At 37.7% G+C, this 13,427-nt stretch carries 15 protein-coding genes; 3 read left to right on the top strand and 12 right to left on the bottom strand.

All coding sequences use genetic code 11. The features are described from left to right. Positions 1-58 precede the first annotated feature (58 nt). A complete protein-coding gene (locus tag N3I35_04320) occupies positions 59-1,129 on the bottom strand; it encodes a DUF3048 domain-containing protein (protein MCX8129310.1) in 1,071 nt (356 codons plus the stop codon). A 253-nt stretch (positions 1,130-1,382) separates the two neighbouring features. Between N3I35_04320 and N3I35_04315 the strand changes: the two genes are divergently transcribed. Continuing rightward, positions 1,383-2,081, top strand: coding sequence for a flagellar brake domain-containing protein (locus N3I35_04315; GenBank protein ID MCX8129309.1), 699 nt, complete (start codon positions 1,383-1,385; stop codon positions 2,079-2,081). A gap of 29 nt (positions 2,082-2,110) precedes the next feature. Here N3I35_04315 and N3I35_04310 read toward each other — a convergent pair whose 3' ends face one another. The 5 genes from N3I35_04310 to mtaB all read right to left on the bottom strand — a co-directional run bounded on the left by N3I35_04310 (position 2,111) and on the right by mtaB (position 5,846). Continuing rightward, complete coding sequence (locus N3I35_04310; protein MCX8129308.1) at positions 2,111-2,401, bottom strand: DUF1292 domain-containing protein; 291 nt, start codon at positions 2,399-2,401, stop codon at positions 2,111-2,113. Between the two features lie 138 nt (positions 2,402-2,539). Then, a complete protein-coding gene (gene ruvX / locus N3I35_04305; GenBank protein ID MCX8129307.1) occupies positions 2,540-2,974 on the bottom strand; it encodes a Holliday junction resolvase RuvX in 435 nt (144 codons plus the stop codon). Between the two features lie 23 nt (positions 2,975-2,997). Next, the gene (locus N3I35_04300) at positions 2,998-3,945 is read right to left on the bottom strand and encodes an aldo/keto reductase (GenBank protein MCX8129306.1); all 948 of its coding nucleotides are present in this window, start codon (positions 3,943-3,945) and stop codon (positions 2,998-3,000) included. A 53-nt stretch (positions 3,946-3,998) separates the two neighbouring features. Then, a complete protein-coding gene (locus tag N3I35_04295) occupies positions 3,999-4,253 on the bottom strand; it encodes an IreB family regulatory phosphoprotein (protein ID MCX8129305.1) in 255 nt (84 codons plus the stop codon). Between the two features lie 291 nt (positions 4,254-4,544). Further along, positions 4,545-5,846, bottom strand: a complete 1,302-nt coding sequence (mtaB, locus tag N3I35_04290) for a tRNA (N(6)-L-threonylcarbamoyladenosine(37)-C(2))-methylthiotransferase MtaB (GenBank protein MCX8129304.1) — start codon at positions 5,844-5,846, stop codon at positions 4,545-4,547. A 366-nt stretch (positions 5,847-6,212) separates the two neighbouring features. Here mtaB and N3I35_04285 point away from each other — a divergent pair, with 366 nt between their 5' ends. Further along, positions 6,213-6,440: an HPr family phosphocarrier protein gene (locus N3I35_04285; protein MCX8129303.1), complete on the top strand. Its 228-nt coding sequence runs from the start codon at positions 6,213-6,215 to the stop codon at positions 6,438-6,440. 34 nt (positions 6,441-6,474) lie between these two features. Here N3I35_04285 and N3I35_04280 read toward each other — a convergent pair whose 3' ends face one another. The 4 genes from N3I35_04280 to N3I35_04265 all read right to left on the bottom strand — a co-directional run bounded on the left by N3I35_04280 (position 6,475) and on the right by N3I35_04265 (position 11,063). Then, a complete protein-coding gene (locus N3I35_04280; protein ID MCX8129302.1) occupies positions 6,475-6,927 on the bottom strand; it encodes a DUF523 domain-containing protein in 453 nt (150 codons plus the stop codon). Positions 6,928-6,943: 16 nt separating this feature from the next. Further along, positions 6,944-9,214, bottom strand: a complete 2,271-nt coding sequence (rnr, locus tag N3I35_04275) for a ribonuclease R (protein ID MCX8129301.1) — start codon at positions 9,212-9,214, stop codon at positions 6,944-6,946. A 261-nt stretch (positions 9,215-9,475) separates the two neighbouring features. Continuing rightward, entirely contained in the window at positions 9,476-10,342 is an 867-nt protein-coding gene (locus N3I35_04270) for an MBL fold metallo-hydrolase (GenBank protein ID MCX8129300.1), read from the bottom strand. Between the two features lie 169 nt (positions 10,343-10,511). After that, the gene (locus N3I35_04265) at positions 10,512-11,063 is read right to left on the bottom strand and encodes an HDIG domain-containing protein (GenBank protein ID MCX8129299.1); all 552 of its coding nucleotides are present in this window, start codon (positions 11,061-11,063) and stop codon (positions 10,512-10,514) included. Positions 11,064-11,310: 247 nt separating this feature from the next. Between N3I35_04265 and N3I35_04260 the strand changes: the two genes are divergently transcribed. Then, positions 11,311-12,315, top strand: coding sequence for a linear amide C-N hydrolase (locus N3I35_04260; GenBank protein ID MCX8129298.1), 1,005 nt, complete (start codon positions 11,311-11,313; stop codon positions 12,313-12,315). Positions 12,316-12,323: 8 nt separating this feature from the next. On the opposite strand, the gene N3I35_04255 is transcribed toward N3I35_04260, so the two are convergent. Both N3I35_04255 and N3I35_04250 read right to left on the bottom strand, forming a co-directional pair. Continuing rightward, on the bottom strand, positions 12,324-12,449 hold the full coding sequence (locus N3I35_04255; protein MCX8129297.1) for a hypothetical protein: 126 nt from the start codon (positions 12,447-12,449) through the stop codon (positions 12,324-12,326). Then, the gene (locus tag N3I35_04250; protein MCX8129296.1) at positions 12,446-13,357 is read right to left on the bottom strand and encodes an AraC family transcriptional regulator; all 912 of its coding nucleotides are present in this window, start codon (positions 13,355-13,357) and stop codon (positions 12,446-12,448) included. The genes N3I35_04255 and N3I35_04250 overlap by 4 nt, the downstream gene beginning before the upstream one ends. Positions 13,358-13,427 lie beyond the last annotated feature (70 nt).

The following is a 13,427-nucleotide window of genomic DNA, read 5'->3' as shown; positions in this document are numbered from 1 at the left end:
CACAAAATACGAAAGAAACAAACCGGCAGCAACAGCCACCGGTTACTTAATTTTTCTATTAACTTATACTTGCCGGGTTACTTTTAGGAACGATTTGAATCCATGTCTGCCCCGGATTCAACCTGATTGCGTTCCCATTTGTGTCATTATACTTGGTTGGTGCTGTTCTGGATGCCTTGGACCAGGTAATCTCTATAACCTTTCCGTTTGTTATGAAAAGACCTTTCCCCTTGCCTACATTACCTAACTCCTGCCTGTCTTTAGTGTCTCCCTTTATACGGTTATTGCCCACATATTGAATAATTATATTCTTTGCGGAAAGCTGGTCTTTGGTTATTCTATCAGTATGAGGCTTGTCCTTTCTAAACCTCATGTACATACTTGTTGCGGTATCGTACACATAACTGCACTTGTAATCGTTTGAGTACTTAACAAGTATCTTTTCTGCCTTCTGTCCGTCAACAAGCGCTGTATCCTCTGTATTAAAGGAAAATACACTTTTTTTGTCTGTAGTTGTCCTGTATTTGACCCTCTTAGTATATGCACTGACCTTCTGGGGTGAGGTATAGGAATCTTGCCAGTTATATCTGTCCTTTGTCAAATCCCAGAAAACTTCGCCACCGTTGGCAACACCATTAACATTGTTTATCTTGAATTTTTTCAGGTCGCTCAGAGCCTGTGGGCTATATCCGAAATGTACATAAATTGCATCATGTTCCATTGCATAATCAATAAAGTAATGTCTGGAACTCCTCACAGGTCCTATCATTTCAGGTTCGGTATTCCAAAAGACCGGCATCAGTCTCGTTACACCGCCCTCTACTATGATTTCATATATGACTTGAGCTTTATATAGTCCACCTTGAGGCAAAGGTCTGTTTCCTTCATTATCGATCATTACTGCCATTGGTCTGATTCCGTCTATAGGAAAAACAAAATCATTCTTCTTAGCATCTTCCTTCTTTTCAGGCTGTACACTATTTGTCTGTTCCTCTGCGGTGCTCACTTTAGAGGTTTCCGGTTTTGTCGATGTATTCTTGCTGACCGAGCTTTTGTCATTGTCACAAGCAGAAAGATATGTTATAATAACCAATAAAACGATCAGAATTGTTAAGTTTTTTCTATTCATGGGACCCCTCCATAAAAATTAAGGCATATCAGACCTGGATATAGGTAAGGCCTTTTATAGTATAAAATTCTATACCGGAATTTTAAAACCCTTCTTTATTACAAAAATAATATGTTAATAAATACATTCAGGTCGGTTATGGTAATATTTTTATGACCTTAATAGTAAAACATAATATAATGTTTATAGATAAAAAACCAGACTAAATATAATTGCTATATATTTAACATACTGGATAAATGGAGAATTGCTAATGAACATTCGGGAAATAGTGATAGGAACAAGACTTGAGGTTGAATTAATAAACAGCTTGGGTGAAAAAACAGGGCAAACATATGTCAGCCAGCTTATTGATATAGTTAATAATGAGGATGCATTGATTCTATGTCCCATATATGAATCAAAGTTTGTATTTATTGCTCAAGGAAGTAATATGAGATCTTTATTCATGCATGACAAGTACGGTCTCATGTCTTTTACCGCAGTAGTTACAAACAAGGAAAAAAAAGGTAACATATTGCTCCTTCATATAAAGCTTACCAGCGAAATAGAAAAAATTCAGAGAAGAAAATACTATAGATTTGACTGTAACCTAAATGCTCTATACCGTATACATAACGAAACGGATCCCGCTCAGGAGAATAGCCCTGTACCCGAATCTGCAGAATTCAAAAAGGCAATCACCCGAAACTTAAGCGGTAACGGAACCTGTATAGTCGTAAGTGAAAATATCCCTAAAGGTTCTTTTGTAGAAGTTCAGGTTTTCCTGAGTGACAATAATCCGATTAAGGCAGTTTGTATTATAATGCGTAATTCTGAAATTCACACTTCAAAGGAAAAGAAATATGAACTAGGCCTATATTTTAAGAAAATTTCTGCAAAGGACCAGGATAGCGTAGTTAAGTACATTTTTGATCAGCAAAGACTCCAGCTGAAAAGGGAGAGTAAATAAGTAAGCCGGTATTTCATACCGGCTGATTCTTATTCTTCTCCATCAAATTCATATTCGTCTTCCATTCTTTGCTTGAATTCTTCAAACACCTGATTGAGTTCTTCTTCGTCCTCAACACTTACGAAAGAATCTTCGCCTTCTTCCCCGTGCTCTATTTTAAGAATAACAACTTCATCTGAATCCTGTTCTTCTTCAGTAGTGAAAGGAATTAAAATTACATACTCGTTCCCATTCATTTCAATGGTGTCAATATGCTCGAATTCAACCTCATCACCATTTTCGTCAACCAGTACCACTAGATCGTCTCTTTCTTCTGACATAAAAAACTCCTCCTCTTATCGCGTGAGACATTTATTGAAACTATAAAAAATCTCAGACATATCTGTATTTTCAATATAGTTTTTGCAGTCATTGAGATTATATCACATAATCCATCTATTTCCCATTATCCGTAGTAATTATTTTTTTATACTATCCAGATAACCTTGTAAAATGTACACAGCCGCTATTTGGTCAACCACACCTTTTTTCTTTGATGTCTTAACACCCAGTTCATGCATGGTCCTGTTTGCTGCTACCGTTGTAAGCCGTTCATCCCATTTAATTATTTCAAAATCACTCAGGTTGTTTTCTGTAGTGTATTTACCAATCATATCAATGAATTCCAGTGTCTTTTCCCCTCTGGGACCTATAGTACCGTTCATATTTCTGGGAAATCCCACAACTACTTTATTAATATTATATTCCTTAATTAAGTGGTGTATTCTCTCAAGAGCCTTTTGCAAGCCCCCTTTCAAATGGATAGTTTCCACTCCCTGAGCTGTCCACCCAAACGGGTCGCTAATAGATATTCCGATTCTGCTGTCTCCATAATCAATTCCCATTATCCGCATGTTACTTCCATTACACCTGCCTTTTAACATATTTTTATCGAAAACTGAGGACACACACTGCCGCAATAACCGCACAATACACAGCTATCCTGATCGACTGTAACCTTCCCGTCAACCAACCTAAGCGCTTTATGGCTGCATCTTTCTATACACCTTCCGCAGCCTTCACACCAATAGTCTACATGCAGTTTTCTTTTTTTGCTATCCAGTGCCTTTTTTATATCCCCAGGTACTTTCTTTTTCTCAAACACACTGATATTCATTATTACCTCTTCTACAGTCTGCATACCTAAAGCTATAGAATGAATATATGGAATATCCAGAACGAACTTCATTGCTTCATCGTACGATCTAAGTAAGTTTCCTCCTCCAAGGGGCTTCATGCTGTAAATCCCTTTTCCCTTATCAAAAGCATTTTTCACAGCTTCAAGCATTTCATCCACCGAACCGTCCCCTATTCCTATTCCAGTCTTATTTACAATAGGATGAAGCACATCAATTTCCGGCATATCCGCACATGCTTTCACAACTTCTATATTATGGGTAGATACACCTACAGCCTTAATAATCCCTTTAGCCTTTGCTGCAAGGAAATAGTCCAGAGCATCCCTGTGTCCCCTAAGTGTCAGTTTACTTTCCTGCTCATGGAGCAGAAAGATATCAATTATATCAGAGTCGAGCTCTTTCCTTGCCTTTTCAAGACTTTCTGCTGCTCCTTCTGCTGTATAAGCGTATGATTTTGTGGCTACCACAGGCTTATTCCCAAATCTTTTAGTAGCTTCCCTTATGTGAGAGTATGTACCGTAGAGCTCAGCAGTATCAATAAAATTTACTCCCATTTCAAAAGCCTTAAGTATGACCTCTGCGCCTTCATTTATGGACAGATTAGCCTGCAGCGGACCGATTACCAAACCCCCGAAGCACATTTTAGATACTCTGATTCCCGTATTTCCCAAAGCAACATATTCCATAACAACCACCAGAACACTAAAAACCCCGTATTCATTGAAATACGGGGTTAAGATTATTTTTTATCCTCTAAATAACATTTCAGGATTTCCTCAAGCAGCTCATCTCTTTCAAGCCTTCTTATTATGCTCCTCGCATTCTTATGACTAGTTATGTATGTAGGATCGCCCGACAGGATATAACCTACAATCTGGTTGATCGGGTTATAACCCTTTTCCTTCAAAGCTTCATAAACAGTTGTAATGACTTCTCTGGCTTCATTCAGTTTATCTTTCTCAACTTTAAACATCATGGTTTCACTGTTTATCATAACTAACCACTCCCCTGCCGACGGAAAACTGTATTCAGGATTATGACACCCGAAATCTTCCCTCTAATGTATTCAGATTCATTGTGCAAGTAGCCCGGATACTTCTGATCCGTTCACTAAACTTTGTCCTATTTTAGTGTATTCAATATTACTATATATAATTCCTATGTGCTATTACACATTGTATATATATAGTAATACAACAGGATAATTTATGCAAGTCATATAAATCCGGTTATGGGTTTGACACCCAGTAGCATCGCAATTTGAACAATTTATTAAATTTTTATATCATACTCTGCTGCCATTAACATAATCATCTATGGCTTCCTCGAGCCTTATATCCAGTATCTTTCCCTTCAATGCTTCCTCACCCCTGCACAGCACCTTTATATAGTTGGATGTCAACCCTTCCAATACTCCCCTTTTCCCGGGAACTGCTTGTTCCAGAAGTACCTTCATAGTATTTCCCAGAAATCTAGTATTGAATTCCAGTGTTTTTTCTTTTGACAGCAATATCAGCTTTTTACTGCGTTCTTCTTTTTTATCTGGAGAAACCTGGTCCGGGAAGCTTGCTGCAGGAGTACCTTTTCTTGGAGAGTATTTGAAAACATGCATCTGAGCGAAAGATATATCCTTAAGGAATGAATATGTCATGTCAAATTCCTCATCTGTTTCCCCTGGAAAACCTACCATGACATCAGTAGTGACAGCTACGTCACTAAAGTTATCCCTGAGTAGTTTTACTACATCTCTATACTCTTCAACCGTGTATTTTCTGTTCATTCTTCTCAATGTACCATCACAACCACTCTGCAATGATAAATGGTAATGAGGGCACAGCTTTTCAAGGTTCTTCACAGTATTAATGAATTCATTATCAACTATAGTAGGCTCTAGTGAACCTAAACGTATTCTCTCTATACCATTAACCTCATGTACTTCTTTAATAATTTCCAGAAGTGAAGTTTTTCCTATATCTTTACCATAGGAACTTATATGTATTCCTGTCAGCACTACTTCCTTAAAGCCTGCAGCCGCAAGTTTTTTGACTTCACTCAGAATTTCCTCTGGTACCCGGCTTCTGATAGGACCACGGGCATAAGGAATGATACAATACGCACAAAACTGATTACAGCCTTCCTGGATTTTCAGAAATGCTCTTGTTCTCTCTTTATAGGAATCTACCCTCAATTCCTCAAAACCCACTGTACCCATGATATTGTTTACTTTATCCAGTTTGTCCTCACTTGTTTCAATTTCCTTGATATATTCTATAATATTACCCCGGTCTTTCGTGCCTATAATAAGATTCACTCCCGGTATACCAAGTACTTCGTCCGGAGCAGTCTGTGCATAGCAACCTATGACTGCAACAATGGAATTTTCATTGTTATGCTTTGCACGCCTGATCATCTGTCTCGACTTCCTGTCACTCAGATTTGTGACTGTACAGGTATTTATTACATATACATCAGCCTTATCGTCAAAATCCACAACTTCATAGCCTTCCTTTTGAAAGAGCCCTGTTATGGCTTCCGTTTCATATTGATTTACCTTGCATCCAAGGGTGTAAAATGCTACTCTCTTCATTTCTGCTCCCACGTATATTTCTTCATACAATTATTCTTATCTTTTCCTGCCGGAATATTTATTAACTAACAACTTCGTTTTAGCCTGTATCAGCATCAAAAACCTGTCTGCTTTTGTGGAAAAACCCATCAAATCTACCACTACTGGCATTTTCACATATTTTTATTAAAAAGTTTGTTTAATATGCACAATAAGTGGTAAAAACGCACTAGCAAGCCAGATTCAACTACTTTATTATAATGCATATAGTAAGTTTTAACAATATCGTCATTGACTTGTAACTACAAACAGGATAATATAAAAGCATAGAAAATTTTGCTGTTTGGCATTGACTCGACATAAACATTATTTTGGGAGGTATACTATATGAAAACTTTTAACATTACTTTAAAGTCAATCAATGATGTAAAGGATTTTGTAAATAACGTTAATAAATACGATTTCGATGTTGATTTGACATCAGGTCGTTATGTAGTTGATGCAAAATCAATTATGGGTATATTCAGCCTTGATTTGAGCAAACCAATTAAAGTAGATGTACATTCAGATGATTGTGATAAATTCTTTGAAGAAATCAAAAACTTTGTTATATAACCGTTAAGCAAAAGCCGGGATAAGCCCGGCTTTTTTATTTATTGCCTATTTCGCTCTCGGATTTCACTATTATACCGTTCCTTATAAGCAGCTCAGCTGTAACTCCATTCCCTATGGTCAAATTACCCGAAAAAGTGCCGTCATAGATTTGTCCGCATCCGCAAGAAGGGCTGTTTGCCTTCAAGAATGCTTTATCAGCACCAACTATTTTTGCTATTTTCAATACTTCCTCCGCCCCTCTTACAAACCTGGTGGTTACATCCTCACCCTTTTCATCTACAATAATACATTTACCGTCTAAAACATCCCCACCAGTCCCCTTATATATTTCAGCTTTTCTCCTTGGAGTAGGACATCCTCCAAGCTGCTCGGGACACAACGGGATTGCCCTGCCTTCCTGAAGCAGTTTCCTAATTTCTCCGTCAAGACTGCCCTCTCCATTATATCTACAGCTTATACCTGCCAGACATGCACTCACAATTATCATTACTATATACCCCGTCTTATTCTTTACCTTTTTTCTTTTTCCTCTTCTTTTTGCCCATTATATTAAGCAATACTTCCTTATCTACCGGATTTTTTCTACGTCTGCTCTTTTTAGGCTTTTCTTCTTTCTCATTTACTTCTTTAATCTTTGATTCATTGCCATCCTCATCTTCAGCCAGTATAAAGTCTATCTTTCTAGTGGCAATGTCAGCTTTTGCAAGTTTCACACGCACTACATCACCAATTCTGTATGTTTTCCTTGTTCTTTCACCTACCAGGCAATACTGCTTTTCATTATATATATAGTAATCATCTTCCATACTACTCATTCTTACCAGACCTTCAATAGTATTATCCATCTCTATGAACATACCAAAGGATGTGACATTTGATATAATTCCCTCAAAGATTTCTCCTTCATGCTCCTTCATGTATTCCACTTTTTTAAGATCTTCAGTCTCCCTCTCAGCTTCCTCTGCCGCCCGTTCCCTTTCAGAGCATATCCTTGCCACTTCGGGCAGACTTTCGTTCAGCGACTGTTCTCTGCCGGTACTCATTTTCCCTTTCAGGAATTCCTTCATAATCCTGTGTATTATGAGGTCAGGATATCTTCTTATGGGTGAGGTAAAATGGGAATAATACTTCGCTGCCAGTCCAAAATGCCCTGTGTTCTGGTTGCTGTATCTTGCTTTTGATAAAGATCTTAGCATTACAGTGCTGATTATTCTTTCCTCTTTCGTGCCTTTTACTTTCGAAAGCAGCTCTTGCAGCGCTTTCGGATGAATCTTATTTATACCCTTCAATGTATATCCCAGGTTGTGAACGAATTCACTGAAGGATTCGATTCTCTCAGTGTCGGGGTCTTCATGTATTCTGTAGACAAAAGGTACATTGGCCCAGAAAAAGTGTTCAGCCACAGTTTCATTACATGCAAGCATGAATTCTTCAATAATCTTATTTGCTACAGTAATTTCATATCGCTTGATATCTACAGGCTTGCCTTTTTCATCCAATATGATTTTCGCTTCTTCAAAATCAAAATCTATTGCCCCTCTGGAAAACCTCCTCTTGCGTAATATCATGGCTAGCTTCTCCATGTTTTTAAAATCCTCTATAAGATAATCGTACTGTTTTATTAGTTTATTATCATTTTCAACAAGAATTTTATATACATTTTTATAAGTCATTCTCTCATTGATATTTATTACGCTCTCAAATATATCATGGCCTAAAACCTTGCCGTTTGAGTCAATATCCATCATTACAGTAAATGCCAACCTGTCCACCTTGGGGTTTAGGCTGCAAATCCCATTTGAAAGCTTTCTTGGAAGCATGGGTATCACCCTGTCCACCAGATAAACACTTGTTCCACGTTTTAACGCTTCCTTATCAAGGGGTGAGCCTTCAGTCACATAGTGACTTACATCAGCTATGTGTACTCCCAATCTGTAATTACCGTCAGGAAGTATTTCAACTGAAACCGCATCATCCAGGTCTTTTGCATCTTCACTGTCTATAGTTATCATCTTTAGCTGTCTTAAATCTCTCCGCCCCGCAGTCATGCTTTCAGTAACCGTATCCGGTACTGCTTCAGCCTGTTTAATTACATCCTCCGGAAAATCTTCCTTCAGACTATATGTCTTAATTATAGATAATATATCCGTGCCAGGCTCATTTTTATCACCGATAATCTCAACTATTCTGCCTTCGGCATTTCTCCGTTTTTCTGGCCACTTAACGATTTCGGCAATAACTTTTTGCCCGGGTTTGGCTTTGTTAAATTCATCTTTGGGAATGAAAATATCACTTGAAATCCTTTTGTTATCCGGTACTACAAAGCCGAAATATTTACTGCTTTCAAATGTTCCGACGATAGTATCATTAGCTCTTTTCAGTATTCTGATAACTTCACCTTCAGCCCTTTTATCAGTTGCCAGCTTCTTATTTATTCTGGCTATTACCCTATCATTGTGCATAGCACCATTTAAAGCATCGGCAGCAATAAATACATCGCCCAGTTTTTCATCTTCGGGTAGGACAAATCCATAACCACGCTCATTTCCCTGTATACGCCCTACAACAAGACTCATCCTTTCAGGTATTCCATACCTATCCCGATGTGTCTTGAATATTTTTCCTTCATTCTCAAGCTCTTCAACTATACTCCCAAATTCGTCCATGTCAGTTTTCGGAACATCCAGTACCATGGCGAGTTCTTTAAAAAGCAGAGGCTTGTAAGCATCCTCTCGCATAAAAGCCAGTATACGTTCTTTTCTTTCTTCCTTCATAAATTTCACCAACCGTATTTATACGGTTTTCTCCTCCCAGAATGCTATAAGAATTATTATTCTCAATTTATGAAATCTTAACCATATATTTAGTTTAATAATTTACATAAAATAAAAACAAATATAGATATCCTAAAGATTATATCATAATTAGCATATACTCAAAAACAAAAACCTCTAAAAATGCCATTAACTAAATTTCGAGCATTTTAAAGAGGTTTTTTCTAACATTTTGTATATTTGCTTCACATAATCAAATGATTAATACAGTGTATTTATCAGATCAATTACCTTTCTTCCCGAATCTTTCAAATCATCCTTACTAACTTCAAAAATATTCTCTACAGTCTCAAGTTTTCCTGCGATTTCACCTATCTTTTTTGTTGCATCGGCTGAACTATGAGTAGGAATAATTATCTGAGGCTTTAGCTGTTCTATCAGTTTCAATCCTTTTTCATTTTCCAGCGACATGTTTGAATAACTGTTTTCAAACTGCATAAATGCTATATCTATTTTCCCCAGCTGCTTTATTTGTTCATCAGTCAGAGATTCCTGCCCTATATCACCCATGTGTGCAATCCTTAATCCATCCACTTCGAAGATATAAATTACATTGGTAGGATTTTCAGGTGAAATCTCAAGATCATCATGTGATGATGCAATAGAGGTTATACTTATATCTTTTACTTTGAAATTCTCTGCTTTACCGAGGGATTTTTTGCAATTAAACTGGTCCGAAAAGATCGCATCCACATGATCGTAATGGGTATGTGTGCTGCATATGGTATCGACACTTTTAATTATACCGTCAGGCATTGTATATGGATCCGCTATAACTACTGTTCCACTTTTTGAAGTAATCATAAATGTATTGCTATAGGTTTTATCTGTTGACACTCGCTGTATCAAGGTTTTTCCCGAATCGTTTTTTGTTATGGGCATTTTTGCAGTACTTTTTTCTTCAGCTCCACCAGTATTATCCTTATCCGTAGTTTCATTGCTCTCCAGTGTAACTGTTTGTTTCACACTGCCATTTTTCTCCTCTGCCTTTTTATCCGTACAACCTGCTGTAAATACGCACAGCACTGAAATAATCAGTGATAATACAATTATTCTCCGTACCTTCATAAACTGAATTCCTCCTGTAAAATAATGCCTACAAACATCTGTGCTCATAGGAAACTGACTTAATAAGTATTTACAACTACATACTATTACATTGCATTATAATTTCACAGTAGGTATTCTTCGGTAATAAGGTGGAATATTTTCTGTTAGCTGAGCCAGAGCTATCCGGCTATAATCCAAGCTCTGATGATATTTTTTTCATAGCCTCCAGTGAAATGCCTATAAACTGTTCCAAATCTAGTCCAAGTTCCTTACAGGATGTGATCTGTTCTCTGTTTGCACCTTTCGCAAAACCTTTTTCACTAAACCTCTTCATTATGAAATTCACATCCACATCATCAAGTTTTTTCGAAGGAAGTATCAGTGCCGCAGCAGTTATCAGACCTGAAACGGGATCAGCTGCATATAGTGCCTTATCCATCTTCCTCTTTCTTTCGATTCCATGATAATTGTTGTGCGCTCTGACAGCATAGACTATGGCCTCATCCACACCAAGCTCTTCAAGGATTTCAGCTCCCAAGATACTATGTTTGGAAGGCTCTGCAGCAGTATTGTCATAATCTATATCATGCATCAATCCTGCCAGTCCCCACTTCTCCCCATCCTCCCTAAAATATGAAGCCAACTCCCTCATGATTGCCTCAACGGCAAGTGAATGCTTGATAAGATTATTGTTGGTAAGCCTGCTTTTCAATTCTTTAAGAGCCTCTATCCTCTCCATAAAACTCATCTCCTGTATATATTAATTCATTTATTATTTCCTTTATATGAATTACATTCTATGTAATTTTAAAAAAATCCTGCATAACATCAAAAACACTATGCATGACACAGACACAACGGCATATGGTTTTTTAGCCCCTTTATTGATAACGATTTTGTTTACTCCGGAAGACACAAAGAAAAACTTAAGTGCATATTCTGTAAACAGGGAATACTTTATAGAATAAGCTGTGAGGAGAAAAAACATGTGTACTAATATATCATTTCAGAGAAATTCAAAGGATGCTCCTATGATTTCAGCACGAACGATGGATTTTGTTGAAGAACTTCTAACAAAAATCTACTTTACACCTCGTGGCCAGTCGTTTCCTGCAGCCGCACTGCCTGGAGAAATCCAATGGAAGAACAAATACGCATTTGTCAGTATGGTGCATGGTCGGCCTGGGGTTCCCATATTATGTTCTTCCGATGGTTTGAACGAAGCAGGACTTTCTGCTGCTTCCTTATGGTTGCAGTGCAGTAAGTACCCAAATCCCACGCCAGGCACTCCTATACTTTGCAATGCAAGGTTTGTAAGCTTTGTATTAGGAAATTTCAGGAGTGTTGATGAAGTAAAAGCAGCGCTTACTAAACTAACGATAATCGACCCAACTCAAACTCAAACCTCTTCCGAAGCCCCGCTGCACTTTATTATCAGCGATGCCTCAGGAAACCACTTGATTGTGGAATTTATTGACGGAGAGATGAAGACTTATACTAATAATATAGGTGTGTTAACTAATGATCCACCATTTGATTGGCATCTTACCAATCTATATAATTACGAAAACTTAAGCCTCAGAAATAACCCTAAGCCTTGTCCGGATGTAGAGCTTTTCGGCAGCGGCCAGCTCGGAAGTCCCGGCGATCCAACATCTGCCTCCCGTTTCATTCGGGCAGAACTTCTGCGGCACAGTACTTTTCAACCAAAGAATACCCAGGAAAGTGTTGGATTAGCCCTACAAATACTGCAAACCCTCGCAGTACCTTGCGGTACACTCAATATGAGCACTTCTAAATCCAAGTTCGATTGGACGCAGTGGGGAGTTATCAGGGATCATACCAACCGCAGTATTTATTTCTATAGTGCCTTTAATAGCAGGTTATACGGCATACATCTAAAAAACCTGGATCTGAATGGCTCAACACAAAAAACTACCGACATTATCAAGACTACCTGGTACGTGGATTTAACTAATAAGCTCGAATAACTAAGTTATTATGTACCACCAAGCATTATACCTATATGGCCGGATACACTTTCAAGTATTCGGCTTAAGTTATCTGCCTGGATTACGCTTTTTCCTACAAATAGGAGATAGCTCTGCATTAACCCCAGTATCATTTTAGCAGCCAGCAGTTCTTCTCTCTGTATTCACCAGGAGATAACCCCTCTTCTTTATGGAATATTCTCGTAAAATTGGCCAGGTCATTAAACCCTGTCCTTTCCATTATCTCCGATATAGGAATCATTGTATTTCTCAGCAGCATAGTTGCAAGACAGATACGCAATTTTACTAGGTAAGGAATAACCGGCATCCCGAATCGCTCTTTGAAATTTTCATTCAGTATAATCTTATTAATATTGAATGCTTTGGATAAATCCGGCACAGTAATCTTTTTTTCATAATTCGAATTCAGATATAATGCTATCTGGTTCAAGCAAACTTCGGATTTTTCATCTAATACCACACTATTATCTGTCTGTGAAATTAAAAATATGCTTTTAGCTATAAACAAAAGTTCAATGAAAAAAGATCTGCTGCGGCACGGCCAATAATAATTCTTCTGCTCTCCAAGCTCTTTCCCTATAAAACCGAGCAACTGTATTATTCTGCTAAATGTAGAAGGTGTTAATTGCAACTGCCCATGATAACCGTTATGTCTGATATGAAACGGTTCAAAAAGTATACAGTCATTACGCTCTATTTCTGATATTCCAGCGCTGTCACTCCTTATGTTTTCGAAAGTCAGTGCACTATTTACGGCCTCTGGGCTAAAATAGACAGAGCTTGCCTTAAGCTGTATGCTTTTTTCCAGTATAACCTCTTCATTTTCACTTATGCAGAAAACCATCGGTGCATTGAATAAAACCCTGTTTCCCCCAACCTTAAGTATTCCTGACCCCTTTTCTATAAGAACCAGCCTAAACCTGTCAATCACACGTTTATGCAGGAATTTTTCCTCAAGGTTTTGCCACAAAGGAATTTTCAGCCCGATATATATCTGTTTCCCTATAGTTTCTAACACCATATTCATACTCCTTAATACATTTACCAGCAGATGATTTTTTTCATTCTAATCATATATCTCCTTTGGAATC

This window comes from Clostridia bacterium (assembly GCA_026414765.1).
GTDB lineage: Bacteria > Bacillota > Clostridia > Acetivibrionales > DSM-27016 > SKW86.
This window is presented reverse-complemented; position numbering and strand designations above follow the sequence as displayed.